A 25,754-nucleotide genomic window follows, 5' to 3' on the forward strand; every position below is an offset into this window, starting at 1 on the left:
GTCGACCATTGTGTGGTCGCGCTCCATTGTGCTCGAGGCCGGGGACTCGTGCGGTTGCTTCAGGTGTTCTCGTGGGCCGATACCGGAGGAGGCATGCCCGGAACCATCCTTGCACTCGCCGCGGTCTCATGTTCGACGAGGGGCGGAACTGCTCACAGCGCTTTCGCGATGTGTGCGGCCCCACGCGGCCATCCCTCCCCGTTCGGAGGGGACGGCCGCGTCGAACCCACGACGGTGATGGGCGGCGGTCGTCATCCTTGTTCTGCGACGTCCTCGATCACCGCGAGCATCGTGCGTACCGGCACACCGGTACCACCCTTGCCGACGTAGCCGAACGGGCCGCCGGTGTTGAACGCGGGGCCGGCCACATCGATGTGCACCCACTGGACGCCTTCGGAGACGAACTCTTTCAGGAACAGCCCTGCGGTGAGCATGCCGCCCCAGCGATTCGGGCTCACGTTGGCGAGGTCGGCGACTCGCGACTCGAGATCCGAGCGCATGTACTGCGGCAGCGGCATCGCCCAGCCGTTTTCACCGACCTCCTGTGACAGCGCAGCGACCCGGTCGCGGAACTCCTCGGTGCCCATGACTCCGGGAGTGCGTGTGCCGAGCGCCACCATCTGCGCCCCGGTCAGTGTCGCGGTGTCGATCAGGTAGTCGGGTTCGTCTTCGCATGCGCGCACGATGGCGTCGGCGAGAATCAGACGCCCCTCGGCATCGGTGTTGATCACCTCGACGGTGGTGCCGCCGTACTGGGTCAGGACATCCCCGGGGCGCTGCGCGGTCGAGGACGGCATGTTCTCGGCCATCGGCACCGTGGCGGTGACGTCGGCGGCAACCCCCAGCTTCGCGGCGAGTACCACGGTCGCGACGACGGCTGCGGCGCCTGCCATGTCCGAAGTCATCGCTTCCATGCCGGCGGCCGGCTTGATCGAGATGCCGCCTGTGTCGAACGTTACGCCTTTGCCGACGAGCGCGATCTTCGGAGCCGCGCGCTTCTTGGCGGAGTACGAGAGACGGACGAGCCTCGGCGGCCGCGACGACCCCTTGCCGACTCCCACGATGCCGCCGAAGCCCTTCTTCTCGAGAGCCTTCTCGTCGAGCACCTCGACCTTCAGTCCCGCTGCCTCGCCCAGAGCCTTCGCGCGCTCAGCGAACGACGCCGGATACAGGTGGCTGGGCGGAGTGTTGACGAACTCGCGAGCTGTCGCGACGGCTTCCGCGATCGCTGTGGACCGCGCCAGCGCTGCCTTGGCGGCGCGGTCACGGGTGGAGGTGACGAGCAGTTCGATTCGGGTGGGCGGCTTCTTGTCGGCGCCCGGCGCCGACTTCTCGGAGCGGAACTCGGTGTAGGTGTACGCGCCGAGAGCAAAGCCCTCTGCGGCGGCACCGAGGTCGACGGCCGACAGAGTGGTCGCCACCGTGGTCACACCGGCCAGTGCACGGGACGCGGCACCCGCCGCGCGGCGCACCTGTTCGGCGTCGATGCCGTCGGCGGCGCCGAGGCCGACAGCCACGACGCTCGCCACAGCGAGCCCGGCGGGCGCAGGTACGCGGGTGATCTCCTCGGCGCGACCGGTGGCTCCGACGGCCTGCACCGAGTCGAGAATGCTCCCGAGCACATCTTCGTCGATCACGCCGTCACCGAGAAGGACCTCGGGGTTTCCGTCGGACGAGGTGAGTCCGACGACGAGAACGTCGGCTCGCTTCGATATCGAGCCGGCGAGAACGAGTTCGGGCAACTCCGGGGTCGGTGCGCTCACAGGGCAACTCCTATGCAGACGGGATGACAGACGCGGTGGTCCCGAACGATGCTAGTGATCGTTCAGGGATGTCGCCGGTGAGGCCGCACGGAACCCCGTCGTCCAGCAGGTCGACTAGCCTCATGTGACATGAGCGACCAGGAATTGCAGCGGGGACCCATCCACGCCGTTCACGTCGAACTCGGTGCGACGTTCGCGCCGTTCGGCGGTTGGGAGATGCCTGTCTCCTACGCGGGCACCGTGGCCGAGCACAACGCGGTCCGCGAGAGCGTCGGCCTGTTCGACGTCAGCCATCTCGGCAAGGTGTCGATCGAGGGGACCGGAGCCGCAGAGTTCGTGAACTCGGCTCTGACCAACGACCTGACGAAGATCGGGCCGGGCAAGGCTCAGTACACGTTGTGTTGTACCCAATCCGGCGGTGTAGTAGACGATCTCATCGTCTACTACGTGTCGGACGAGGAACTGTTCCTCGTGCCGAACGCCGCGAATACCGCAGCCGTCGTCGCGGAACTCGCCGCGAAAGCGCCGGACTCGATCACCGTCACCGATCAGCATCGCGACTACGCGGTTCTGGCAGTACAGGGACCGAAGTCCGCCGACATCCTGACCGAACTCGGGCTGCCCACGGACATCGCCTACATGGGGTTCGTCGATGCGGAGTGGCAGGGCACAGTCGTGCGCGTGTGCCGCAGCGGGTACACCGGTGAGCGCGGATTCGAGGTCCTGCCGGTGTGGGACGGCGCCGAGGCCTTGTTCCGTGCGCTGGAAACCGCGGTGAAGGCCGCTGGAGGGCAGGTCGCCGGTCTCGGTGCCCGCGACACCCTGCGAACCGAGATGGGGTACCCCCTGCACGGCCACGAATTGTCGCTCGCGATCTCGCCGCTGCAGGCCCGCACCGGCTGGGCAGTCGGCTGGAAGAAGCCGGAGTTCTGGGGTCGGGAAGCGTTGCTCGCAGAGAAGGAGGCGGGTCCGAAACGCCGCCTGTGGGGTATCAAAGCACTCGATCGCGGAGTGCTCCGGCAAGGCCAGACGGTTCTGAAGGACGGTGTGGCAGTGGGCGAGACCACCTCGGGAACGTTCTCGCCGACCCTCAAGGTCGGAATCGCACTGGCCTTGCTCGAGACAGGCGCAGAGTTGGCGGCGGGCGACGAGGTGAGCGTTGACGTGCGTGGTCGTGCGCTCCGGGCCGAGGTGGTCTCGCCGCCGTTCGTCGAGGACCACACCAAGTAGGCCTCGGAGGCGGTTGGTTAACATTGTCCTTCATGACAGGTGTCCTCGAATTCGCGCGCGTCCCGCATCCCTCACCGACTTCCGCGGAGCGGCGCCAGGAGATCCTGGCCGATCCCGGATTCGGCCGGTACTTCACCGACCACATGGTCTCGATCACCTATACCGAGGGCACCGGCTGGCATGACGCGAAGGTAGAGCCCTACGCGGCCATTTCGCTGGATCCCGCCGCCATGGTGCTGCACTATGGCCAGTCGATCTTCGAGGGCCTCAAGGCGTACCGGCAGAGTGACGGCAGCATCGCGTCGTTCCGCCTCGATGCCAACGCTGCCCGGTTCAACCGGTCGGCCGACCGCATCGCGATGCCACACCTGCCCGAGGAACTGTTCGCCCGGTCGATCACCGAACTGCTCGACGTCGATCATGAATGGGTCCCCGAGGCCGGAGGTGAAGCGTCGCTGTACCTTCGCCCTTATATGTTCGCGACCGAGCCGGCACTCGGGGTTCGTCCGGCAGCCGAGTACAAATACCTGCTCATCGCTTCGCCCGCAGGCGCGTACTTCCCGCGCGGTGTCAAACCGGTGAGCGTGTGGCTCTCGCGTGAGCACGTTCGCGCCGCACCGGGCGGTACCGGGGCCGCCAAGTTCGGGGGAAACTACGCGGCCTCGCTGGTCGCGCAGGCGCATGCCGCAGAGCAGGGTTGCGATCAGGTCGTTTGGCTCGACGCCATCGAACGGAAGTACGTCGAAGAGATGGGCGGCATGAACCTCTACTTCGTGTACGGGTCGGGCCCGGACGCGCGCCTGGTCACCCCGGAGCTGTCGGGGTCGCTGCTTCCGGGTATCACCCGTGATTCGTTGCTCACGCTTGCGATCGATTCGGGCCTGTCGGTCGAGGAACGGCGCATCAGTACCGAGGAATGGCGTGAGAAGGCGGCCTCCGGCGAGATCACCGAGGTGTTCGCGTGCGGTACGGCTGCCGTGATCACACCGGTCGGCAGCGTCAAGGACCGCGACGGTGAGTTCAGCATCTCCGGTGGAGAGCCCGGACCGATCACGATGGCATTGCGCGACACGCTGACCGGAATCCAGCGGGGCACGTTTGCCGATACACACGGCTGGATGACCACTCTGCGCGCATGAGTCGGACATGGGAGGGGCGTGCCCGCCGAAGACGGGCACGCCCCTCCCATGACGAAATCAGACGGCACATGCGGCGACAACCGCGAGCAGAGCCACGCATCCTTCGGCCGTCGCACCGAGAACATCCCCGTTCAGGCCGCCGAATCGTGTCGCGCAGTGCTGCACGAACCACCACGCGAGCGCCAGCGCCACGCCTAATGTCACCGGGCCGAGCCACAGAGGCCCCGGCAGACACATGACCGAGACGGCCATCGCGATGAGGCTCCACGCCCCGATCACCACCGGCCCCTGGGTATCGGCGACGAGCGCACCGAATCGGCTGCCCTCGGCGGCATGGAGTCCTCGTCTACAGGCGGGCACAACCGCCGCGCGGCCGAACGCGACGGCGAACCCGATCGCTGCCCACGAATCCGCGTCGGCGAGGGCACCGATCGCCACCGCTTGCAGGGCGAGCACGACGATCAACGCAGTCACACCGAACGGTCCCGCGCCCCCGGACTTCATCACCTCCCGGGCACGTTCGGGAGGGCCGTAACAACCCAGGCCGTCCGCGGTGTCGGCAAGGCCGTCGATGTGCATACCCCGGGTCGCGACGGCCAGGAATCCGACACAGACGAATCCGATGATCCCCGCGCTCGCCCCAGCAGTGGAGACCACCCACGCCACCGCGGTTGTTGCTGCGCCGAGGAACACCCCTGCGACTGGCGCCGCCCCGATCGCTCTACCCGCAACCGCCCGATCGACTTCGTGCGGACCCGGAACGGGTGCGATTGTCAGCCACGACAGTGCGAGTGCGACACCGCCGAGCGCACGGCGCATCAGCTGTCTGCAGGTTCGGCTGGGGAGGCGGCGGCGTCACGGGTTGTCACGCCTGCTTCGGCGAAGGTCGCCATGTTCGCGAGGACGGAGACAGCACCCCGAAGGATGGGTAGCGCGGTGACGGCGCCGGATCCTTCGCCGAGTCTCATGTCGAACTCGACGATGGGCTCGAGCCGGAGATGACGGAGCGCGACGCTGTGCGACGGCTCCGACGACCGATGTCCCGCAACCCACCAGCGGCGCGCACCCGGTGCGAGTTCTTCTGCGACCATCGCTGCCGCGGTGACGACCACGCCGTCGAGGACAACGGGTGTGCGACGAACCGCCGCCTGTGCGAGGTACCCGGCCATCGCCGCGAGATCGGCACCGCCTGCGGTACGGAGCAGCGCGATCGGATCCTTCACGAAGGGCCGTGCCCGCCGCATCGCATCTCGGATGGCGGAGACCTTGCGCATCCACCCGGCATCGTCGATTCCGGTTCCTCGTCCCACCGCTGCGACCGGTTCGGTGGAGGTCAGGGTGGCGATCAAGACAGTCGCCGGGGTGGTGTTGCCGATGCCCATGTCGCCGGCGATCAAGAGATCCGCGCCTTCGTCCACCTCACGGTCGGCGATCGCGCGACCCGCGGCGATCGCGCGCATCGTCTCTTCGTGGGTCATCGCATCCTCGCGGTCGATGCAGCCGCTCGACCTCCGGATCTTGTAGGCCGACACCTCAGGGGGCGTGTCGCAATCGACCGCGATATCCACAACCCGGACTTGTGCGCCGGCATTGGCAGCCAGCACATTCACTGCGGCGCCGCCTGCGGAGAGATTCGCGACCATCTGTGCAGTCACTTCGGGCGGATACGCCGAGACCCCGGTACGGGCGACACCGTGGTCGCCGGCGAAGACCACCACTCGCGGCTGCCGGAACTGATGGGGTGGGACTTCGCCCTGGCATGAGGACACCCAGCAGCCGAATTCCTCGAGCCGCCCGAGTGATCCGGCCGGTTTGGTGAGATCACGCTGCCGTGCCTCTGCCTGCAGGTAGGTTTCGCGGTCGGGCGTGACGATTGCGGGAAAGTCGATGTCGACGGAATCAGCCGTCTCGTCCGGCCCGGTCGTCTCGTTCGGCCCGGTCGTCTCGTTCGGCACTGGTGTGGAACCGCTGCTCACAGGTCACCTCTCACGTGGGTCTTCACCGGCTAGACGCTATCAACCGTGGAAATGGCAGAAAAACGCCGCAATATGTCGTTTCTGCCACTGTCGACCGGTGGGGTCGGCGCGAAGGATCGAACCATGATGGAACTGGCCTTGATTGCGGTCGTGATGACGGTACTCGCAGGCGGCCTCGAAATCGCCCGGCGCGTGCGCACCACAGCTCCGCGCTGGGTAACCCGAGCGTCGCTGCGCTACAACTACTTCCGTCCTGCTGACGCGACACGGCCGCGGTCTCGTGCGTCGGGTGACGCCGATTCCGCGGCCGAAGTCCTGCCTGTCGTGCTGCAGTCGCGCGCTGCGCCGCACCACTGACGGGCCTGTGACCATCGATAGAGGTCGGTCAGATCGCGTCGCCGGGCTTGACCCGGGGGAGCGGCGCCCGCAACTTCCGGATCTGCGATGCGCGCACGAACGCGTACCAACCCAGCCCGAAGCCACCGTCGGTGGATTCCGGGAATCGCGCTCGGGACTTCTTGTTGACCATCCGCCCGAGATAGATGCCTTCGATGACCATCAGCAGCATCATCACGAACATTGCGAGCGTGACGTACTGCTGGATGACCGGACCCAGGAACATGGTCATGATGAGCACCAGTGCGAGGGGCATGAACAGACCGACGAGATTGCGACGGCTGTCGACGATGTCGCGGACGTATGCGCGCACCGGACCGCGGTCACGCGGGAGAAGGAATTTCTCCTCACCGGCCAGCATCCGATTCCGACGCTCGGATGCGTCGGCGCGCCGCTGCGCGGACTCCGCTTTACGCTCGTCCTTCGACTTGGACTTCCGCGCTGCCTTGCGTCGCGCGCGTGCCTCCTTGGCCGTAAGGGGTGCCGGAGCCACCGGGCCGCGACGCTTGCCTTCGGCATCGCGCCGTTTGGGGGTCGGGCGTCCCTTGCCTTCGGTAAGCTTCGGGGACGCTGCCTGCGGCACGTCCGCTTCGGCGGGCGTCGCGGGTACGGACACCTCGGGCTTGTCGGAGTCGTCGGAACCACCACGGCGTAGCAACTTCACCCTTCCAGGCTATATGGCTACGCGCGGGAACCGGAACGCCGCCCATCGGAGCACGGCCGAGACGTACCGAATGTGAGCAACTCCTGCATGAGGAATAGATTCCCGCGCGGTACCGTTGACACATCCGGGTTGAATTCGAACGACAGGGAGCGCCCATGACTGTCCAGCAAGAGACCGCCGCCCACGGCGTCATCATGACCGAGGCTGCCTCCGCGAAGGCGAAGGCTCTTCTCGACCAGGAGGGTCGCGACGATCTCGCGCTGCGCATCGCTGTGCAGCCGGGTGGTTGCGCCGGCCTTCGTTACCAGTTGTTCTTCGACGATCGTTCGCTCGACGGTGACCTCACCGTCGACTTCGGCGGCGTTGCTCTTGCCGTCGACCGGATGAGCGCCCCCTATGTCGAGGGTGCGTCCATCGACTTCGTCGACACGATCGAGAAGCAGGGCTTCACGATCGACAATCCGCAAGCCACCGGATCCTGCGCCTGCGGCGATTCGTTCAACTGAGCTCGACCCGTCAGGACCCCGGCACGCGACCGTGCCGGGGTCCTGACGTATCCGCCGGGTACCGTGGGAACGCTGCGGCCGCTGCTCGATGCGCCGTATCGACTCTCCACTCCCAGATTTCGACAACGCGGAAAGGCTCTTCCACGTGACCATCGCCGTCACCGGCTCCATCGCCACCGACCACCTCATGCGGTTCCCCGGACGATTCGCGGAGCAGCTGCTCGCGGATCAACTCGCGCACATCTCGCTGAGCTTTCTCGTCGACGACCTTGTCGTCCGGCGCGGCGGTGTGGGAGGCAACATCGCTTTCGCCATGGGCGTCCTCGGCGGTGCGCCGGTGTTGGTGGGTGCCGTCGGCGCCGATTTCGCCGACTACCGCGGCTGGCTCGAGCAGCACGGCGTCGACTGCGATGCCGTCCACACGTCGACGACAGCACACACGGCACGGTTCGTGTGCACCACCGATGAGGACATGGCGCAGATCGCCTCGTTCTACCCGGGAGCGATGTCGGAAGCCCGAGAGATCTCTCTCGCCGAGATCGTCGAGAGTCGTGGTGTCGACCTCGTGCTGGTCGGCGCGAACGACCCCGATGCGATGATCCGTCACACCGAGGAGTGCCGTCGTCTCGGAATCCCGTTCGTGGCCGATCCGTCGCAGCAGCTCGCGCGGCTCGACGGCAAGCAGGCGGAGGCGCTCATCGACGGCGCCGAGTACCTGTTCACGAACGAGTACGAGTGGGGCCTGCTCAAGCAGAAGACCGGTCTGACCGACGACGAGATCCGCGCCAAGGTCGGTATGCGGATCACCACCCTCGGCGGTGACGGTGCCCGCATCGTCGACGCCGACGACAACTGGGTCCAGGTCGGTGTCGTGCCTGAGCGTGCCAAGGTCGATCCCACCGGCGTCGGCGATGCTTTCCGCGCAGGCTTCCTCCTCGGTCACCGCGCCGGACTCAGCGTCGAGCGGGCAGCACAGCTCGGATCGCTCGTTGCCGTGCTCGTGCTCGAAACCACCGGTACGCAGGAATGGGTCTTCGACCGTGCCGATGCGCTCGAGCGCCTCGCCGACGCATACGACTCCACCGCGGCCGAGGAGATCGCCGCGATCCTCTGACGGCCTGCATCCGTATGAACTCCGGACGGGATGACGCCCCTCATCGCACTCGATGAGGGGCGTCGTCCCGTCCAGGAGTCCCGTATTTCAGGACGGCTGCGCGTTCTAGAGTTCGACCGGGTAGGCCGGCTCCTGGATCTGCGGCACGATGCGCTTCTCCACGAAGATGCCGTGCCAGATCATGAATACCAGCAGTGTCCACAGTCGCCGGCTGTGATCGATCGGTCCTTCACGATGGGCCTGCAACATCTTCGTGATCGCGGCCTTGTTCAGGATGTGATCGGTCTGCGACTCGGCGATCACCAGGTGAGCCCAGTCGAACAGCTCCGTGCCTGCGAGCCAGTGGCGCATCGGCACAGGGAAACCGAGCTTCGCGCGATGCAGCACATGCGGCGGGACGATGCCTTCGAGTGCCTGACGCAGCGCGTACTTCGTCGTCTGCTTCGTGATCTTCTGCTCCAGCGGAACCTGTGAAGCCACACGGAAGACCTCGGAGTCGAGGAAGGGCACGCGGAGCTCGAGGGAGTTCGCCATCGTCATCTTGTCGGCCTTGACGAGGATATCGCCGCGCAGCCACGTGAACAGGTCCAGGTGCTGCATCCGTGCAACCGGGTCCCAGCCGGCGGATTGAGCGTAGATGGGGGCGGTCACATCCTGATGGGTCCATTCCGGACGGAACTCACGAAGGACCGACCGCAGTTGTGTGTCGTTGAAGCTGCGAGCATTGCCGTAGTAGCGCTCCTCGAGGGGCATCGACCCTCGATTGAGCAGGCTCTTCCCGCGGGTTCCCTCCGGGATGCGATCTGCCAACTTTCCTGCGGCGCGTCGCAGCATCGACGGCAGATACTCGAACGGCTTCAGCGACAGCGGTTCGCGGTAGATCGTGTAGCCGCCGAACAGTTCGTCGGCGCCCTCGCCGGAGAGCACGACCTTCACGTGCTTGCGGGCTTCTCGCGCGATGAACCACAACGGCACCAGCGCCGGATCGGCGACAGGATCGTCGAGGTACCAGACGATCTCCGGGATCGCTGCGGCGAACTCGGAGGGTGAGACGACCCGAACGATGTGTCGGGCACCGATGGCCTCGGCGGATTCCGCCGCGACGTCCACCTCGGAGTATCCCTCGCGCTCGAAACCTGCGGTGAACGTGATCAGGTTCGGGTTGTGTCGCTTGGCCAGGGCTGCGATGGCCGTCGAGTCGATTCCGCCGGAGAGGAACGAGCCGACAGTCACGTCAGCGCGCATGTGCTTGGCGACCGAGTCCTCGAGGGCTTCGGCAATCTCGCGGTAGCGGTCCTTCTCGCGTCCGACCGCGAACGGACGTACCGGGAAAGTCGGGGAGAAGTAGCGAGTCGTCTGCGGCTCGGAACCTGGTCGCACGCGGGCGTACGAGCCCGATTCGAGACGCGTGATGCGGCGGTGCAGGGTCTCGGGTTCCGGCACGTACTGCAACACCGTGTAGTGCTCGATCGCGCGCGCGTCGAGCTCGGTGTCGATACCGATGACGTCGGCGAGCTCGAGCAGGCTCTTCTTCTCACTGCCGAACGCGGTGCCTGCCGGGCCCGTCGCAAGGAAGAGCGGTTTGATGCCGAACGGGTCGCGCGCGAGGAAGAGCTCGCGAGTCTCGGTATCCCAGATCGCGAACCCGAACATGCCCCGCAGGCGGCGTACCGCGTCGGCGCCCCAATAGTGGTAGGCCGCGACGATCGTTTCGCTGTCGCCTTCGGTTGCGAACTTCGCACCGTGTTCCTCGGCCAGTTCTTTGCGCAACTCGAGATAGTTGTAGATCTCTCCGTTGAAAGTCAGCGCGTATCGATCGGGCTGCTCCGGGGGGCCCCACCGCAGTGGTTGGTGTGAATGGGCGATGTCGATGATCGACAGCCGATTGAAGCCGAGGACGAGGTCGGCGTCGTGCCAGGTGCCGTGTTCGTCCGGTCCGCGGTGACGCAGGCAGTGCAGTGCGTCGCCTACGCGCGAGACGGCGTCATCGCTGGTGCCGTCGTTGGTCAGAAACCCGAGCAATCCGCACACGGAGTTCGGTACCTCGATTCCAATCGGGATGGGGTCGATCCCATGGCGTTCACATCACGCATGGACGCGGGAACTCTGAATCGGGATCCGACGTTGGTCACTGTGGAGTATGCCGCAGATCGCCGATCGGGTTCATCATCGGGATCGCGCAAAACACGTCGTCACCCGCAACTGCATCCGGCCTACCCATCCGGCGCGACACGATCTTCGTGCCCCGAGGATGGATTGCGGTCGGCTTTGGTCTACGCTGCGTAGTAATTGGGTCTGCCCTTCGGGTGTGCCCTAATGGAATTGCGGCGATCAGGAAGGCGTGAACGTGGCGCAAGGTCGGATCCTTCGGCGGTTCGGGCTCGCAGCATCACTCGGCATTGCAGCCTTGGTGTTGACGGGGTGCTCGAGCGAAGAAGTTCTTCGTTTCGGCTGGCCGGAGGGTGTTACTCCCCAGGCCGAGCGTATGCGCGAGTTGTGGACGTGGTCGGTTCTCGCCGCCCTCGTCATGGGCATTCTTATGTGGGCCCTGATGTTCTGGACGATCTTCTTCCATCGGAAGAAGAAGAACTCGCCGGAGTTCCCGCGGCAGACGGCCTACAACGTCCCGCTCGAACTTCTCTACACCGCAGCGCCCTTCGTGGCGGTCTGTGTCCTCTTCTACTTCACGGTCGTGGTCCAGAACTACGTGCTCGAGAAGGAAGACAATCCCAACGTCGTCGTCGACGTCACCGGGTTCCAGTGGAACTGGAAGTTCGGTTACCGCACCATCGACATGGGTGGCTCCGTCTACGACGGTACGGACTACGAAGCGGAAGAAGCCACGGCATCCGAGCCGTTCGATCCGGCCGAAGCCGGCCACGACGCGGAACCGGGTCCCATCCACGGCTCGGGCGTCACGGATCTGTCGTACCTGAACTACGACAAGATCGAGACTGTCGGCACCACCGAGGAAATCCCTGTCCTGGTGCTCCCGACCGGCAACCGGATCGAGTTCAACCTCGCCTCGTCCGATGTCATCCACGCGTTCTGGGTTCCCGAGTTCCTGTTCAAGCGTGATGTGAACCCCAATCCGCTGAACAACAACTCCGACCCGGTGTTCCAGATCTCCGAGATCGAACGAGAAGGTGCATTCGTCGGTCGCTGCGCCGAGATGTGCGGTACCTACCACGCGATGATGAACTTCGAGGTGCGCGCTGTGTCCCCGGAGAAGTTCGCGGAGTACATCGAGTTGCGTAAGCCTGTCGAGGACGGTGGCGAAGGTCTGACCAACGCCCAGGCGCTCGAAGCAATCGGCGAGTCGCCTGTCGCGATCACGACCCACCCGTTCAAGACCGACCGCACGGACCGCTCGGCGAGCGTCGCTGCGGGCGAGTGACACCTCTCATCGACAAGGACAAGTGCTGAAATGAATCTCGAAGCCAAGATCTTCGAACTCGTCACGGTGTTCTTCGTGCTCGTCGCCATCGTGTACGGCACCTTCACAGGGTTGTCGGACAAGGGCATCGAGTGGGCAGGTCTCACCGCGCTCGTGCTGTCCGCAGGGCTGACGCTCATCATCGGAACCTACTTCCGATTCGTTGCACGTCGTCTCGACACGCGTCCCGAGGACTTCGAGGATGCGGAGATCAGCGACGGTGCAGGCGACCTGGGCTTCTTCAGTGCCGGCAGCTACTGGCCGATCCTGCTGGCCGCAGCCGCTGCGTTCGCTGCGATCTCCCTCGCGTTCTTCCAGGGCTGGCTGATCGTGGTCGCGGTCGTGCTGGTCATCGGAGCGTCCGCAGGCCTGGTGTTCGAGTACCACCTGGGCCCCGAGAAGCACTGACCCTTCCTGAGCTGACGACGGCGGGCGCCGCACCCACGACGGGTGCGGCGCCCGCCGTCATTCGTTTTCGCCGATGACGCTGCAAGTGTGGGACGAATCCTCGTCCGATTCGCCGTTCGTCCGCCGACAACGGCAAAGGGCACAGCGGAGGCGCGCGACGAGTGCTGACGGCAACGAGGGGCCGGCCGCAGAGCGACTCGCTGCCGTTCGTGTACGAACGAGGGGAGAGGGGCGCGGTCAGCTCCCGCGGCAGAGTGGTGCGATGTCCTAGACCAGGTGGATGACGGCCCACCCGAGGAGCTGAGCCGGCGTGCCGATACTGCACGGCGGCGATGCGTCCGGCTGCCGCCGACTCGGGCATCGTCCGAATGTCGGGTCCGGTCGAAAAGTGAGCAGATCCTCCGGCCGAAAATGAGCAGGTTCAGGTTTCCGAGTCTGCCTCACCTGCGGCAGCAGCCGAAGGCTGTCGACAGCACCGTCGTCGGCATCGCCGGATAGGTGCTCAGTAGGGTTCGTACGGCTGGTTCGGTCAGCGCCCACGCCGATCTCTGGGAACAGGCGCGGTCGTACTTCGGCGGGGCTTGTGTGCGCAAGACCTTGGCTACGGTGTTGCGCGAGAGCCCCGCTTGCGGGCGATAGCGGTCTGCGTCCTTGGCCCCGAATTGTGCAGCTGACGGATCAACGCCCAGTCCTCCACAGTGATCACTCCTTCGGGCCAGGAGAACACTGATCACCGGCACGCCCCGAGCTGGCGCGCTATCACGCGAAGCGGGTCGGAACCCGTGCTTCACCCGCCGCCGAAAGTCAGCATCCCACTCGGTGCCGTCGTTTGATGCTCGGTGCCGTCGTCCGATCCGATGCCACCGTAGCGGCGCACACGGAATCGATGTGGCAGGTCCGGAAGACGGCCAGAGGGCCCCGAACCGATCCGGTTCGGGGCCCTCTGGGGGTAGAGCAGGTGGAACGTGTCAGTGCACGTCGCCGTCGCTGTCCTTGTCGGACAGCGCCTTGGAACCATTTCCGTCGGCCTCGCTGTGGATACGGTCCTGGTATTCCTTCAGGATCGTACGCAGCTCTGCCTCGCTCTCGTGATGAGCAGCTTCGAGTGCAGCCGACTCGTCGGCCGGATCTGCGCTCCACCAGCTACCAGCGCCGGGCTTACCGGCACTGCCGAGACGGTTCATCCGCTTGGGCACCGTAGCGCCCTGGTAGTCGAGCGGAACCGGGTGGCCATGGTCGTCCACCGGGCCGAGCGGCTGGTGGATCTCGATGTACTCGCCGTGGGGCAGTCGACGGACGATGCCCGTCTCGATGCCGTGCTCGAGCACCTGGCGGTCGCTGCGCTGCAGCCCGAGGCAGAACCGGTAGGCGATGTAGTACGCGAGCGGCGGCAGGATCACCAGTCCGATACGGCCCATCCACGTCGTGGCGTTGATGGAGATATCGAACTTGTACGCGATGATGTCGTTGATGCACATGAGCGTGGCGACGGTGTAGAAGGCGAGAGCCATCGCACCGAGGCCGGTACGGACCGGGACGTCACGCGGACGCTGCAGCAGGTTGTGATGCGCGTCGTCCTTCGAGAACTTCTTCTCGATCCAGGGGTAGACGATCAGGACCGTGAATACCAGGCCCATGAGCAGCGCGATCCAGAACGGCTGCGGGATCGTGTACCGGTCGAACAGGTACAGCTCCCATGCCGGCCAGATTCGAGCCAGACCGTCGGTCCACATCATGTAGAAGTCCGGCTGCGATCCTGCGGAGACCTGTGAGGGATTGTACGGGCCGATGTTCCAGACCGGGTTGATCTGCAACAGGCCGGACATCAGGGCCAGCACCGCAAACGTCATCGCGAAGAATGCGCCGGACTTGACCGCGAACACGGGGAGGATGCGCACACCCACCACGTTCTGTTCGGTGCGGCCGGGGCCGGGGAACTGCGTGTGCTTCTGGTACCAGACCAACGCGAGGTGCGCGGCGATCAGCGCCAGGATGATGCCCGGGACGAGGAGCACGTGCAGGACGTAGAAGCGCGGGATGATCAGCTCGCCGGGGAAGTCTCCGCCGAAGATCATCCAGTGCAGCCACGTACCGACGATCGGAACCGACAGTGTGATGCCGGAGAATGCGGCGCGAAGACCGGTACCGGACAGCAGGTCGTCGGGCAGCGAGTATCCGAAGAAGCCCTCGAACATCGCAAGGATCAGCAGGAGCGAGCCGATGACCCAGTTCGCCTCACGTGGGCGACGGAACGCGCCGGTGAAGAAGATACGAAGCAGGTGGACGATGATCGACGCCGCGAACATCAGCGCGGCCCAGTGGTGGATCTGTCGGACGAACAGTCCGCCGCGAACCTCGAACGAGAGATTCAGTGTCGTCTCGTATGCGCGGGACATGCCGACACCGCGGAGCGGCGTGTAGACACCGTCGTAGGTGACGTGGGCCAGCGACGGGTCGAAGAACAGCGTCAGGAAGACACCTGAGATCAACAGGATGATGAAGCTGTACAGAGCGACTTCGCCGAGAAGGAACGACCAGTGGGTGGGAAACACCTTGTTGATCTGACGGCGAATGCCGGCAGAAAGGTGATACCGCGAGTCGAGGTTCTCGCCTGCTTTTGCAGCGTGTGATTGAGTTGCAGTACTCACGGGCGACGCTCCCAAAATGCCGGGCCGAGAGCTTCGATGAAGTCACCGTTGGCGACGAGGAAGCCCTCTTCATTCACTGTAATAGGAAGCTGCGGAAGAGCGCGAGCAGCGGGACCGAAGATCGGCTTGCCGTACTCGAGTGCATCGAACTGCGACTGGTGGCACGGGCACAGAATCCGGTTGGTCTGCTGCTCGTACAGCGAGGTCGGGCATCCGAGGTGGGTGCAGATCTTCGAGAAGGCGAAGTAGTCGCCGTAGTTGAAGCTCTCCTGACCCTTGCGCTTGATTGCACGCTCCGCGTCATCCGTCCGCAGACGGATGAGCATCACGGCGTTGCGGATCCCGCGAAGGCCGTCGAGCAGCGCGTGGTCATCGCCGCGGTCGGCCTCACGGAACGGGAAGACTGTCTCCATGCCGCCCGCATCGAGATCCTCGGGCCGCACCAGGACGATGTCCTGCGGCCGGCCGGTGTCGCGGCGCAGGTAGATCGTTTCGCCCTGGTAGCGGGGGGTCCAGCCGGACACCCAGAGCGACGAGTCGTCGCCCTCGGCCCACGGATTCTTGATCAGTCCGCCGAGCGGCATGATCAGCCCGACTCCCAGCGCGCCGCCACCGAAGATCGCGGTCCGCTTGACAAGCTTGCGGCGCGTGAACGTCGACGTCTCGAGCGAATCGGTCAACTCAGCGACGATCGTCTTGCGATCGACCTCGGCCGACGGGCCGTCGTGACGATCCTGGATCGACACCTCTTCGGGGATGAACTTCTTAGTGAACTGGACCGCGCCGACACCGACTCCGAGGATCGACAGACCGAGGGTCAGGCCGAGCAGCGGGGTGTAGAGGTTGTACCAACCGTACTGCGGGTCGTCGATGCTCTGGTATTCCCACGGCCAGAACAGGTAAATGCCGATGAAGGCAAGACCGGCGATACCCGCGAGGATGAACCACGCAGCCACATTGCGCTCCGCGCGCTTCTCTGCGCGGGTGCCCTCGACGGGCCACCGATCCTTGCGGAACGCGACATCGACGCCGTCGAGGTTCGTGCCGAGCTCGACGAGATCGTCGCGACTCATCTGATCGAGGTTCTCGATCGAATGCTTGTTCGGCGTGTCGCCGCTACTCATGACCTTGCTCCGATCCACAGTGCAGCACCGACAACCGCGACGATGCCAACGGCGAACATCGTGGGACCTTCAGCACCGGGTCCGAAGCCTCCGAGGCCGTATCCGCCCGGATCCTGGGTCTCGCTGACGGACTTGATGTACGCGATGATGTCTTGCTTCTCCTCGATCGTCAGCTGACGATCGGAGAACTTCGGCATGTTCTGCGGCCCGGTGAGCATGGCAGTGTAGATCTGCTGCTCGTTGGCCGGATCGAGATTGGGTGCGAACTTGCCGGACGAGAGGGCTCCACCGCGGCCGGTGAAGTTGTGGCATGAAGCGCAGTTCTGACGGAACAGTTCGCTACCGCGTCCGATGTCGTTGCCACGAAGCGACGACTGGGCGATCTCCCCGTTCTCGTCGCGGATCACCGTGGGGCCACCACCGTTGGCCTGGATGTACGCGCCGAGAGCGTCGGTCTGCCTGGTGTCGAACTTCGGGTCCTTCCGCACGGCCTGGGCCTCGTTGCGGACGGCCGGCATACGACCGGAGGAGACCTGGAAGTAGACCGCGGCTTCGCCGACGCCGATCAGCGTGGGACCGCGATCCTCGATGCCCTGCAGGTTGACACCGTGACAGGTCACGCAGGAGGTCTCGTAGAGCTGCTGGCCCTCGCGGATCAATGCGCTCTGGTCGTCCTGAGCAGTGGCCACCTGTGGGTCGGGTGTCAGCGCAGAAGCAAGGAAGCCTGCGCTGAGGAGGCCGAGCGCGAGTACCAGGGCACCGGTGACGCGGCGCCTGAGCTTGCGCTGACGGCGGGACGTGGCAGCCGAAGCTGCCGAGGATCGACCGGGCATGTCGTCACCCTCGGGTGCGAGAGGTGGGGATGAACTCATCTGTATCCCTTATATGTAAGTCGGGACTGACTGGACGTCAGGGGGCTGCCTAAGCGTTCAGCTGGCTAACGGATGAAATAGATCGTGGCAAACAGTGCGATCCACACGATGTCGACGAAGTGCCAGTAGTACGACACGACGATTGCTGCGGTGGCCTGCGCGGGGGTGAACTTGCTGACCTTGGTGCGGAACAGCAGGAACACGAATGCGATGAGTCCACCGATCACGTGCAGGCCGTGGAAGCCGGTGGTCATGTAGAACACCGAGCCGTACACACTGCCCGCGATGGTGGTGCCGTGCTGGACCAGGGTGATGTATTCGTAGCCCTGGCCGAGCACGAAGAACGTGCCCATGCCGAGGGTGATGATGTACCACCGCCGGAGGCCGAATACGTCGCCGCGCTCTGCTGCGAACACACCGAGCTGGCAGGTGAAGGACGATGCGATCAGCACCGCCGTGATCGGCACCGCCAGCCACAGGTTCAAATGGGTGGGCGGCGGAGGCCACATGCCCTCCGGAGCCTGTGCCCGCGCCACGAAATACATGGCGAAGAGCCCTGCGAAAAACATGAGCTCACTGGACAACCACACGATGGTGCCGACGCTGACCAGGTTGGGCCGGTTCAACGAGTGCACGCGCTGTGTGATTGCAGATCCTGAAGTCCCTACTGCGCTCGTCACGCTGGCTAGTATGACCCGTCGTAGTACGTGTTGGGCAATCGGGGCCGAAATCGGCGCGTCATTGCTGCTCTCGGGGCGAGAAATGCCGAGTTCCGGGACCCGGACGGGTTGCAGGGGTGACGGATGTGAAGGTGGCGGTATGAGTGAACAACCGGGTGTGCTGGGAAGAATCCGTCGACTCTTTGCGCGCCGTGTCCCCGAGCGTCTCGACATCACCCGATCGGATCTCGCGGTCGTCGTCGAGTCGTTCGACGACTCGGAGGCCTGCTCCACCGCACTGGATCGTGGCGCGCAGGACGCGCCGCATTGGGCCGAATCCGACGACGCAGTACTGAGGCACCATCTGGAACTGCCTGCGGAGGCGGTCGAGGAGGCACTCGCACTGGCCGGTCAGGACGGTTACGTCGCCGCTGCACCTCCCTCCCCGGTACCTTCCGAGGACGGAGTGACCCGAGTCTCCCTGATCTTGCAGCGGGTTCAGCTCCTCGACGCGATGCATTGTGCTCAAGAGAAGTCGCGGATGGCCTCGCTGGCGCAACGGCTCGGTGGCGATGCCCGCGGATGGGACGCTCTTCAGCCCGAATGACGCGGCCTTCGGTCGTGCGGGCAGCGCCGCAGTGGGAATCCCGGTTGTTCACGGCCGGGAGGACGTCAATAAGCTCTCCGAGCGGAGGGCACAACAGTGCTCCGGTAGCGAGTCGGATGTGGTGAAGGGTGGGTGCGATGAACGCGAGGCAGGCGGCGGACGAGGTGGTTGCCAGCTGGCCCGCAGTGCTCGGATCTCTGACCGCAGGTCGTGATCTGACGCGACCCGAGGCCGTCTGGGCCATGGACGAGATCTTCTCCGACAACGCGACCCCCGCGCAGATCGCGGCGTTCGGTGTGGCACTCAAGATGAAGGGCGAGACGTCCGACGAATTGCGGGCGCTCGCGGACACGATGCTCGGTTACGCCAACCTGGTGCCGGTGGACGACGACACGGTGGACATCGTGGGTACCGGCGGCGACCGCGCCAACACGGTGAACATCTCGACGATGTCAGCGCTCGTGGTGGCAGGAGCGGGCGTCCGGGTGGTCAAGCACGGCAACCGCGCCGCCTCGTCCAAGAGCGGCGGCGCCGACGTACTCGAAGCACTCGGGGTCCATATCGATCTGGGTCCGGAACAGGTTGCGCGCTCGCTCGACGAAGCAGGCATCGGATTCTGCTTCGCGCCGGTGTACCACCCGGCGCTGCGGTTCGCGGCTGCGCCACGCAAGCAGATCGGCATCCCGACCGTGTTCAACGTCCTGGGCCCGCTCACCAACCCTGCGCGCCCCCGCGCCGGTCTGATCGGCTGTGCCTTCGAGTCGTTGGCTCCGACCATTGCCGGCGTGCTTGCACAGCGGGGCAATTCGGCGCTGGTCGTTCGGGGCGACGACGGTCTCGACGAGTTGACGACGTCGACGACGTCGACCGTGCACATCGTGCGCGACGGTGCCGTCGAGACCCGCACGCTCGATCCGACGCGGCTCGGGATCCCGCGGGTCCCGCTCGAAGCGCTCCGGGGCGGCGACGCCGCCGAGAATGCGGTGATCGCTCGGGCCTGCCTTGCCGGCGAGACCGGACCCGTCCGGGATGCGGTGCTCCTCAACGCAGCGGGTGCGATCGCTGCGTTCCAGGGCCTTGGTAGTGGGCTCGAAGATGCGCTTGCATCCGGACTCGAAGTGGCTGCGACCTCGATCGACAGCGGTGCGGCCGCGCAGGTGCTCGAGAAATGGGCTGCGGTGACCACCCGACTCGGGGTCTAGGGCCAGCGCTGACCGCGACGACCTCGGTGTGACGGTGGTGCCCGCGCGCCGACCGCGGGCGCCACTCGATCCGTCTGTGCTCGCGGACGATCAGTTCCCGATGGAGAAGCCGGCCTCGATGTCGGAGCTCGAATAGGACTGGAAGGCGATGTGTGTGACCGTCTTGGTCACGCCGTCGACCTTGTTGATGCCCCGCGTGACCACCTCGGCGATCTGCTCGTGGTCGCGGACACGCACGATCGCTACGAGATCGACGTCCCCGGCGCACGAGTACACCGTGTCGACTCCGGCGAGGTCGGCTACCGCCCGAGCGGTTTCCGGTATGCGGTGGGCGTCGGCGTCGATCAGAACGATGGCGTTGATCATGGGGGCTCCTTGTCTGTACTCCGGTGGCGCAGGTCTTCTTCCGGTGACGATCAGCCTATGCGGTGACCATCCGGTTCAGGGACCGCCCCGGACGCCGCTCGTGCCAACTCGGCCCATTCGCTCCACCGACCGGCACCCTCGACAGGTTCGGACCACCCGTGGGAGGTTCGCACGATGCGCACCCCGTCGGAATCCAGCCACCGCGCGACCAGGCCTATCTCTTCCGAGGCCGCACCGCGCAGCGGACCCGGACCGGGCAATACCGTTTCCGCACTGGCAGCGATCGCTTCGACGACCGGCATGGGTCGTACGCCGCGTTCCGCAACACCCGCCGACGCGAGCCGGCCGGAGCGCACCACTGCGAAATCCCACCCGCCTTCGGGGCGCGGGCGGGCAGCGATCAATTCGTCGATGGCTGCGAGTGCCGCGAGGCGCTGCGTGCGTCGTAGCGCACGGATCGCGTCGGCAGTGCGGTCGCGTAGCCGTGCCGCGTTCTCGAACAGTTCCTTGCCTGCCAACTCGTCGATGCGTTCGTGGGCCTGCGCGATAGAGGAGGCATCCTGGCCACGCAGGAGCGCACGTGCCCGCAGAACCTGAGCGGAGTACTCCTCGGGGCTCTGCGGCCCGAAGGAGGCTGCCGAGCAGGCGCCGACGGCGTCGGGTCGGCAGCGGTCGCCGTGGCGAGCGGAACGGCCGATCCGGCGGGTGCAGGTGCGTAGTCCGGTGAATTCGGCAAGGGTCGCCGCCACATCGGCGGCACTGTTCCGGACGGAGAACGGGCCGAGTGCGTCGGGCGAGGGCGTCCGCGAGATCGCCAGGCGTGGAAACGGTTCGTCGGTGAGCGTGATCCACCACCCACGGGTGGGGTATTTGGAACGTCGATTGTATGGGGGCGTGTGGGCGGCGATGAGCCGGAGTTCGCGAACCCCGGCTTCGAGGCCGTGCGCGCATTCGACGTGGTCGATGCGAGTCGTCAGCGCGACCATCTCGCGTAGACGCGGTCGGGTTTCCGAACCCGTGAAGTAGCTGCGGACACGACGACGTAGATCTACGGCCGTGCCGATATAGAGTGCCTCGTCCGAGGGGCCCCGGAACAGGTACACGCCGGGGCGCTGTGGCAGATGTGCGGCGAGGGTGCGTTTGGCACGCTGTTCCGCCGTGACGGCGGGGAGGTAGTCGCGTAGTTCGGTGAGGCTGTGGACCCCCTGGTTGCCGACGCGCTCGATGAGGGCGTGCAGGACGTCGACGGTTGCGCGCGCGTCGTCCAGTGCGCGGTGTGTGGGCCGTGTCGAGACGCGGAACAGTTCGGCGAGTGCAGAGAGTTTCACCGAGGGTGCCTCGTCGCGCCCGAGGACCCGCCGGGCCAGTTTGACGGTGCAGACGACGGGGAACCGCGGCCACGGAACATCGCACTGGGCGGCCGCGGCGCGGAGGAAACCGGTGTCGAACCCGGCGTTGTGCGCTACGAGGACCGAACCGGTGGCGAATTCGAGGAAGGCGGGAAGCACTTCCTCGATGCGTGGCGCCTGATAGACCATCGCCGTGGTGATACCTGTGAGGCGGACGATCTCGGGAGGGATGGACCGGCCTGGGTCGACCAGGGTCGCGAACTCGCCGAGGACTTCACCGCCGCGCACCTTCACTGCGCCGATCTCCGTGATGGCGTCGTCGCCGGAGCGTCCACCGGTGGTCTCGAGATCGACCACGACGAAGGTGGTGTCGCGGAGGGGAGTGTCGAGCTCGTCGAAACTGAGTTGGACACCGTGGACGGTGTCGGAGGCGGTAGGGGACGACGTCATGCGCATGAGGGTAGAAACCGCCTCCGACACCCACGGAAACCGGACTTTCCGGCACCGATGAGACGAGGATCACAGGACGCCTGGAGGGGGTGGATCGGATCGGTGTCTGCGAGGCGCTGCCTTCGGGGCGGGAAGCGGTCGCCGTACTGTGTTCGCGTGGTCGCTTCGGGGGCTGCAAAGAGGTTGCGAGACGCTCTGAGCTGGGATGAGTTACGGCGGTGTGCAGACTGTTCGCGTGGGCCATCCGGATCGGGCCGACACCCGAGGATAGTGACCCTCAGTGCCGTTATCGGGTTGTTATCAATGTGGCCCAATTCGAGTCCCAAACCGCGCGAAACAGACTTAATGCGCATTTTCGGCGAGTTCGGGTTGGCCTCGGTGATGCAGTTTCGTAACCTTCCTGAGACCAAGCGGAATAGTTCGTCCGGCCCACTCCCGAGGGTCGGAGCCGCTAGGTAACCGCCTAATCGGCCGCTCGACATGAGCGTCCGAGCCGGGGACCCACACGTGTTACTGGGGTGAATCCCTTCCGTCGCACTCGCGGCGAGGGGTAGGGCTGATCTTCCGGCCCGAATCCGTCAGCTAACTCGGTCGGCGGGTGAACGGAAGAATTGGAGAACAACCCCTCGTGGTCTCGCAGAACAACAAGCGTGCAGTGCGTCGCGCCCTCGTCGCCGGTGCCCTCGCGCTCGGTGCAATCACCGTCACCGCCGGACCGGCGATGGCAGAGCCCGTCACCATCCCCGGTGTCGGCACTTTCGAACTTCCCGCAGGTGTGACCCTGCCTCCGGAGGTCACCAACCTCATTCCGCCTGCTCCTGAAGCCGCCCCCGCCGCCCCGTTCACCGCGCCGTTCAGTTCGGTCGGTCAGCGGGCAGCCGACGCCGCGCTCAGCAAAGTCGGCTCTCCGTACGTCTACGGCGCCACCGGCCCGAACGCGTTCGACTGCTCGGGTCTTGTGCAGTGGGCGTACCAGCAGGTCGGACTCAGTGTCCCGCGTACGAGCTACCAGCAGGCCACTGCGGGTCAGGCTGTGTCGGTCGGTGCGCTGCAGCCCGGCGACGTCGTCTCCTTCTACGGCGGCAGCCACACCGGTATCTACATCGGCAACGGCAACATCGTGCACGCCTCGACCTCGAGCCAGCCGGTGAAGGTCGCTCCGCTGGACTCGATGCCTGTGGACGGCGCTCGCCGTTTCTGATCGACGAGCAGTGCCTTGTGAGGGTGGATCGGTGGCTACCGGTCCACCCTCACTTCATTGACGGGTGCGGCCTATGGTGGCGAACACCGCAAATAACGAATTGCGATGCGCTACCCGTGGGTAGACACGAAGCTATACGGTTCCGTAACCTGATCGAGATCTTTGCGAAAGGAAGACAAGCGTCGTGTTCTCCGTTCCCGTCAGACGGTCCGTTCGCACTGCTCTCACCGCATGGGTACTTCTCCTCCTTGCTCTGACCTCCGCGCCGGCCGTGGCCGACCCCATCGGCGACAGTCCCACCGCCAAACTCGAGCATCTCGCCGACCTGTCACGTCGGTCCGAGCAGGCCACCGAAGCGCTGCACCACGCAGGGGTCGAACTGGAAGCCCGGCTCGCGGAGCAGCGCGACCTCGATGCTCGTGCCGCCGCCGATCGCGACGCGCTCGCCGTAGCTCAGGCCGAAGTGGCCCGCTTCAAACCCACTGTCGACAAGCTCGCCCAGGCCAACTACCGAGGTTCGCGCACCAATCGTCTCTTCGCCGTGATGGTCAGCGACTCGCCCCAGCAGTTGCTCGACCAGATGGTGATGCTCGACGTCCTCGGCGCGCAGACCGATCGTGAGATCGAAGGGTTCCGCCGGGCGACCGACGCAGCAGTGGCCGCCGCGTCGGCATCTCAGGACTCGGCCGAAGCCGCGCGCGTTGCAGCCGAACAGGCGCAGACGCTGCGCGACGACCTCCAGCGTCAGGAAACCGAACTCGAAGTACAGATCGCCGCTGTTCTCGAGGCCTTCGACAACCTGAGCGACGAGGAGAAGTCGATCCTCGCAGGGACCCCGTTCCCACCCGGTCTCGACGCCGACCGCATCATGCAGCACCTCATCCCCGGCAACGGCGCGGGAGCCCTTCGAGCCGCACTCACCCGGATCGGCGACCCCTATGTGTGGGGAGCCACCGGACCCGACCAGTTCGACTGCTCCGGACTCGTGGTCTGGGCGTACCAGCAGGTCGGAAAGACCGTGCCGCGATCAAGTCAAGCGCAAGCTCAGGGCGGAACGCCGGTCTCGCGCGAGAACCTCCAGCCCGGCGACGTCATCATCTTCTACAACGACGCCTCCCACGTAGGCATCTATGCGGGGGATGGAAACATCGTGCATGCCTCCACGTTCGGTGTCCCCGTCAAGGTGCAGTCGATGGACAGCTTCCCGTTCCACAGTGCGCGGCGCTACTGACCGTCTCCGGAGACCTACCGACACGACAGTCGGCACAGAGCATGGCGGGAGACGCCGCATACACTTGCCGCCGTGCCCGCGCCGGAGACCCTGCCCCGAATCCGTCGTCGACTGCCGTGGGAATGGATCGGGCTCGCCGCCCTCGTGGTTGCGGCGACGACAGTCGGAGTGCTGTTCGTCGACCTCGACGCAGATGAGCAATCCGAATCCGCCGTCCGTGTGGAGTTGCAAGCGCTTCTCGATTCCTGGGCGGAAGCCGTACGTACCGACGACCGTGCAGCATTCGCCGGGATTGTCGACACCGGTACCGGTACCGGTCCCGAGTTGCTCGAGGCGGAGGTCGACCGTGCCCGGGCGCTTCGCAGCGTGCCGTTGGCCGATTTCGGATACGAACTCGGCGCCGAACCGACAGTCGGTGTTCCCGGTGAGGTGAGCGACCGGTTCGGAGGCGACCCCGTACGGTCGCTCACGGCGCTGCTGCGGTACGAGATCGCCGGCGTCGACGAGGCGCCGACGCGTAAGCCCGTCACACTGCTGGTGGTTTCTCGCGACGACGGATGGAAGATCGCGTCCGACCGACCCCTTCCCGATTCGGTGTCCACGACGTGGAGAGGCCCGTGGGATCACGGACCGCTCGACGTGACGACGACCGCGACGGCGGGTGGCACGTCGATGATCCTCGCTCACCCCGACACGGCCGACCTTGCCGCTGACATCGCGGACGAACTGCCCTCCGCTGTCGACGCGGTCTCGAAAGTATGGGGGGCCGACTGGCCGAAACGATCGCTCATCTGGGTTACCTCGAGTCGCGACGAGTTCACCGACCTGGTGGGCACTGCCCACAACGGTGACGAGATCGCAGCGGTCGCGATCTCCGATGCGGTCGACCCCGAGCGCGACAGAGCAACCGGCCAACGCATCGTCTTCAGCCCGGCGGCCGGCAGTCGACTTTCGCGACAGGGTCTGCGCGCGGTGCTCCGGCACGAGTTGACGCACATCGCGGCGCGGCCGCGAACTGTGGATGGATCACCGCTGTGGATCCTCGAGGGATACGCGGACTACATCGGCTACCGGTCCGACGACGGGGTGCCCGTGACCGGCGCAGATCTCCGCCGCATCGCCCCGAACCTCGCCGAGGATGTCGTTCTCCGTGGCGCACCGTCGCAGATCCCCACGGACGACGACTTCGCTGACCCGGACCGATCCCGCACCGCCTACGAGACCGCGTGGAGTCTCGCGGCATTCCTTGCCGAAGAGCACGGCCGAGATCAGCTGACCGCCCTGTACCGTGCACTCGCCGACGGCCCCGCAGGCGACGACCTGAGCCATGACTTCGCCGCTACTGTGGGAGCGAGTGTGGATGAGGTCGTCGACCGGTGGGGCGAGTGGCTCTCGAACCGACTCTGACACGCT

23 protein-coding genes and 1 riboswitch are annotated in these 25,754 nt (G+C 65.6%); of the genes, 12 read left to right on the forward strand and 11 right to left on the reverse strand.

The genetic code is table 11. The features are described from left to right. Positions 1 to 251: 251 nt before the first annotated feature. On the reverse strand, positions 252 to 1,763 hold the full coding sequence (locus HCA61_RS02575) for a leucyl aminopeptidase (protein WP_169686336.1): 1,512 nt from the start codon (positions 1,761 to 1,763) through the stop codon (positions 252 to 254). 129 nt (positions 1,764 to 1,892) lie between these two features. On the opposite strand from HCA61_RS02575, the gene gcvT reads away from it, so the two are divergent. Together gcvT and HCA61_RS02585 are read left to right on the forward strand one after the other, a co-directional pair. Then, entirely contained in the window at positions 1,893 to 2,993 is a 1,101-nt protein-coding gene (gene gcvT, locus HCA61_RS02580) for a glycine cleavage system aminomethyltransferase GcvT (protein WP_169686338.1), read from the forward strand. A 32-nt stretch (positions 2,994 to 3,025) separates the two neighbouring features. Next, positions 3,026 to 4,132: a branched-chain amino acid aminotransferase gene (locus HCA61_RS02585; RefSeq protein WP_169686339.1), complete on the forward strand. Its 1,107-nt coding sequence runs from the start codon at positions 3,026 to 3,028 to the stop codon at positions 4,130 to 4,132. A 57-nt stretch (positions 4,133 to 4,189) separates the two neighbouring features. On the opposite strand, the gene HCA61_RS02590 is transcribed toward HCA61_RS02585, so the two are convergent. Together HCA61_RS02590 and cobT are read right to left on the reverse strand one after the other, a co-directional pair. Further along, positions 4,190 to 4,951, reverse strand: a complete 762-nt coding sequence (locus tag HCA61_RS02590; RefSeq protein WP_169686341.1) for an adenosylcobinamide-GDP ribazoletransferase — start codon at positions 4,949 to 4,951, stop codon at positions 4,190 to 4,192. Continuing rightward, positions 4,951 to 6,021 carry a nicotinate-nucleotide--dimethylbenzimidazole phosphoribosyltransferase gene (gene cobT, locus HCA61_RS02595; protein ID WP_247274539.1) on the reverse strand — a complete coding sequence of 357 codons (1,071 nt, stop codon included), beginning with the start codon at positions 6,019 to 6,021 and terminating at the stop codon, positions 4,951 to 4,953. Before cobT ends, HCA61_RS02590 begins: the two co-directional genes overlap by 1 nt. A gap of 138 nt (positions 6,022 to 6,159) precedes the next feature. On the opposite strand from cobT, the gene HCA61_RS02600 reads away from it, so the two are divergent. Beyond that, positions 6,160 to 6,465 (forward strand): hypothetical protein, encoded by a 306-nt coding sequence (locus tag HCA61_RS02600; RefSeq protein ID WP_169686343.1) that lies wholly within the window; start codon positions 6,160 to 6,162, stop codon positions 6,463 to 6,465. Between the two features lie 28 nt (positions 6,466 to 6,493). On the opposite strand, the gene HCA61_RS02605 is transcribed toward HCA61_RS02600, so the two are convergent. Beyond that, positions 6,494 to 7,168 (reverse strand): DUF3043 domain-containing protein, encoded by a 675-nt coding sequence (locus tag HCA61_RS02605; RefSeq protein ID WP_169686345.1) that lies wholly within the window; start codon positions 7,166 to 7,168, stop codon positions 6,494 to 6,496. Positions 7,169 to 7,323: 155 nt separating this feature from the next. On the opposite strand from HCA61_RS02605, the gene HCA61_RS02610 reads away from it, so the two are divergent. Together HCA61_RS02610 and HCA61_RS02615 are read left to right on the forward strand one after the other, a co-directional pair. Further along, positions 7,324 to 7,674, forward strand: a complete 351-nt coding sequence (locus tag HCA61_RS02610; RefSeq protein WP_169686347.1) for an iron-sulfur cluster assembly accessory protein — start codon at positions 7,324 to 7,326, stop codon at positions 7,672 to 7,674. Between the two features lie 145 nt (positions 7,675 to 7,819). Continuing rightward, positions 7,820 to 8,788, forward strand: coding sequence for a carbohydrate kinase family protein (locus HCA61_RS02615; protein ID WP_169686349.1), 969 nt, complete (start codon positions 7,820 to 7,822; stop codon positions 8,786 to 8,788). Between the two features lie 105 nt (positions 8,789 to 8,893). On the opposite strand, the gene asnB is transcribed toward HCA61_RS02615, so the two are convergent. Beyond that, on the reverse strand, positions 8,894 to 10,819 hold the full coding sequence (gene asnB, locus HCA61_RS02620; RefSeq protein WP_169686351.1) for an asparagine synthase (glutamine-hydrolyzing): 1,926 nt from the start codon (positions 10,817 to 10,819) through the stop codon (positions 8,894 to 8,896). A 310-nt stretch (positions 10,820 to 11,129) separates the two neighbouring features. Here asnB and HCA61_RS02625 point away from each other — a divergent pair, with 310 nt between their 5' ends. Both HCA61_RS02625 and HCA61_RS02630 read left to right on the forward strand, forming a co-directional pair. Further along, a complete protein-coding gene (locus HCA61_RS02625) occupies positions 11,130 to 12,185 on the forward strand; it encodes a cytochrome c oxidase subunit II (RefSeq protein ID WP_169686353.1) in 1,056 nt (351 codons plus the stop codon). Positions 12,186 to 12,215: 30 nt separating this feature from the next. Further along, complete coding sequence (locus tag HCA61_RS02630; protein WP_169686355.1) at positions 12,216 to 12,632, forward strand: cytochrome c oxidase subunit 4; 417 nt, start codon at positions 12,216 to 12,218, stop codon at positions 12,630 to 12,632. A 968-nt stretch (positions 12,633 to 13,600) separates the two neighbouring features. On the opposite strand, the gene HCA61_RS02635 is transcribed toward HCA61_RS02630, so the two are convergent. The 4 genes from HCA61_RS02635 to HCA61_RS02650 all read right to left on the reverse strand — a co-directional run bounded on the left by HCA61_RS02635 (position 13,601) and on the right by HCA61_RS02650 (position 17,956). Then, complete coding sequence (locus HCA61_RS02635) at positions 13,601 to 15,280, reverse strand: cytochrome bc complex cytochrome b subunit (protein WP_169686357.1); 1,680 nt, start codon at positions 15,278 to 15,280, stop codon at positions 13,601 to 13,603. Beyond that, positions 15,277 to 16,404, reverse strand: coding sequence for a ubiquinol-cytochrome c reductase iron-sulfur subunit (locus HCA61_RS02640; protein ID WP_169686358.1), 1,128 nt, complete (start codon positions 16,402 to 16,404; stop codon positions 15,277 to 15,279). The genes HCA61_RS02635 and HCA61_RS02640 overlap by 4 nt, the downstream gene beginning before the upstream one ends. Continuing rightward, positions 16,401 to 17,237 (reverse strand): cytochrome c, encoded by an 837-nt coding sequence (locus HCA61_RS02645; RefSeq protein WP_169686360.1) that lies wholly within the window; start codon positions 17,235 to 17,237, stop codon positions 16,401 to 16,403. Before HCA61_RS02645 ends, HCA61_RS02640 begins: the two co-directional genes overlap by 4 nt. 104 nt (positions 17,238 to 17,341) lie before the next feature. Next, positions 17,342 to 17,956: a heme-copper oxidase subunit III gene (locus HCA61_RS02650; RefSeq protein WP_169686362.1), complete on the reverse strand. Its 615-nt coding sequence runs from the start codon at positions 17,954 to 17,956 to the stop codon at positions 17,342 to 17,344. A 139-nt stretch (positions 17,957 to 18,095) separates the two neighbouring features. Here HCA61_RS02650 and HCA61_RS02655 point away from each other — a divergent pair, with 139 nt between their 5' ends. Both HCA61_RS02655 and trpD read left to right on the forward strand, forming a co-directional pair. Further along, on the forward strand, positions 18,096 to 18,542 hold the full coding sequence (locus HCA61_RS02655) for a hypothetical protein (protein WP_169686364.1): 447 nt from the start codon (positions 18,096 to 18,098) through the stop codon (positions 18,540 to 18,542). Positions 18,543 to 18,679: 137 nt separating this feature from the next. Beyond that, positions 18,680 to 19,744 (forward strand): anthranilate phosphoribosyltransferase, encoded by a 1,065-nt coding sequence (gene trpD / locus HCA61_RS02660; protein ID WP_169686366.1) that lies wholly within the window; start codon positions 18,680 to 18,682, stop codon positions 19,742 to 19,744. Between the two features lie 90 nt (positions 19,745 to 19,834). On the opposite strand, the gene HCA61_RS02665 is transcribed toward trpD, so the two are convergent. Next, positions 19,835 to 20,110, reverse strand: coding sequence for an Lrp/AsnC ligand binding domain-containing protein (locus tag HCA61_RS02665; protein WP_169686368.1), 276 nt, complete (start codon positions 20,108 to 20,110; stop codon positions 19,835 to 19,837). A gap of 50 nt (positions 20,111 to 20,160) precedes the next feature. Then, positions 20,161 to 21,909 (reverse strand): DEDD exonuclease domain-containing protein, encoded by a 1,749-nt coding sequence (locus tag HCA61_RS02670; protein WP_169686370.1) that lies wholly within the window; start codon positions 21,907 to 21,909, stop codon positions 20,161 to 20,163. Between the two features lie 450 nt (positions 21,910 to 22,359). Then, positions 22,360 to 22,522: riboswitch (cyclic di-AMP (ydaO/yuaA leader) on the forward strand. Between the two features lie 15 nt (positions 22,523 to 22,537). Here HCA61_RS02670 and HCA61_RS02675 point away from each other — a divergent pair. The 3 genes from HCA61_RS02675 (at position 22,538) to HCA61_RS02685 (ending at position 25,748) form a co-directional block, all read left to right on the forward strand. Then, positions 22,538 to 23,110, forward strand: coding sequence for a C40 family peptidase (locus HCA61_RS02675; protein ID WP_169686372.1), 573 nt, complete (start codon positions 22,538 to 22,540; stop codon positions 23,108 to 23,110). A gap of 184 nt (positions 23,111 to 23,294) precedes the next feature. After that, on the forward strand, positions 23,295 to 24,341 hold the full coding sequence (locus tag HCA61_RS02680; RefSeq protein WP_169686374.1) for a C40 family peptidase: 1,047 nt from the start codon (positions 23,295 to 23,297) through the stop codon (positions 24,339 to 24,341). 72 nt (positions 24,342 to 24,413) lie between these two features. Then, entirely contained in the window at positions 24,414 to 25,748 is a 1,335-nt protein-coding gene (locus HCA61_RS02685) for a hypothetical protein (RefSeq protein ID WP_169686376.1), read from the forward strand. The last annotated feature ends 6 nt before the right edge of the window (positions 25,749 to 25,754 follow it).

The sequence above is a fragment of the Rhodococcus sp. HNM0563 genome, assembly GCF_012726195.1.
Lineage (GTDB): Bacteria > Actinomycetota > Actinomycetes > Mycobacteriales > Mycobacteriaceae > Rhodococcus.

What these genes read in the sequence shown, in the direction of transcription:
- HCA61_RS02640 (WP_169686358.1), bottom strand. Translation starts at nt 16,404, where the DNA reads ATGAGTAGCGGCGACACGCCGAACAAGCATTCGATCGAGAACCTCGAT.
- HCA61_RS02670 (WP_169686370.1), bottom strand. Translation starts at nt 21,909, where the DNA reads ATGACGTCGTCCCCTACCGCCTCCGACACCGTCCACGGTGTCCAACTC.
- HCA61_RS02590 (WP_169686341.1), bottom strand. Translation starts at nt 4,951, where the DNA reads ATGCGCCGTGCGCTCGGCGGTGTCGCACTCGCACTGTCGTGGCTGACA.
- HCA61_RS02600 (WP_169686343.1), top strand. Translation starts at nt 6,160, where the DNA reads ATGGCAGAAAAACGCCGCAATATGTCGTTTCTGCCACTGTCGACCGGT.
- HCA61_RS02630 (WP_169686355.1), top strand. Translation starts at nt 12,216, where the DNA reads ATGAATCTCGAAGCCAAGATCTTCGAACTCGTCACGGTGTTCTTCGTG.
- HCA61_RS02610 (WP_169686347.1), top strand. Translation starts at nt 7,324, where the DNA reads ATGACTGTCCAGCAAGAGACCGCCGCCCACGGCGTCATCATGACCGAG.
- HCA61_RS02585 (WP_169686339.1), top strand. Translation starts at nt 3,026, where the DNA reads ATGACAGGTGTCCTCGAATTCGCGCGCGTCCCGCATCCCTCACCGACT.
- gcvT (WP_169686338.1), top strand. Translation starts at nt 1,893, where the DNA reads ATGAGCGACCAGGAATTGCAGCGGGGACCCATCCACGCCGTTCACGTC.
- HCA61_RS02655 (WP_169686364.1), top strand. Translation starts at nt 18,096, where the DNA reads ATGAGTGAACAACCGGGTGTGCTGGGAAGAATCCGTCGACTCTTTGCG.
- trpD (WP_169686366.1), top strand. Translation starts at nt 18,680, where the DNA reads ATGAACGCGAGGCAGGCGGCGGACGAGGTGGTTGCCAGCTGGCCCGCA.
- HCA61_RS02645 (WP_169686360.1), bottom strand. Translation starts at nt 17,237, where the DNA reads ATGCCCGGTCGATCCTCGGCAGCTTCGGCTGCCACGTCCCGCCGTCAG.
- HCA61_RS02665 (WP_169686368.1), bottom strand. Translation starts at nt 20,110, where the DNA reads ATGATCAACGCCATCGTTCTGATCGACGCCGACGCCCACCGCATACCG.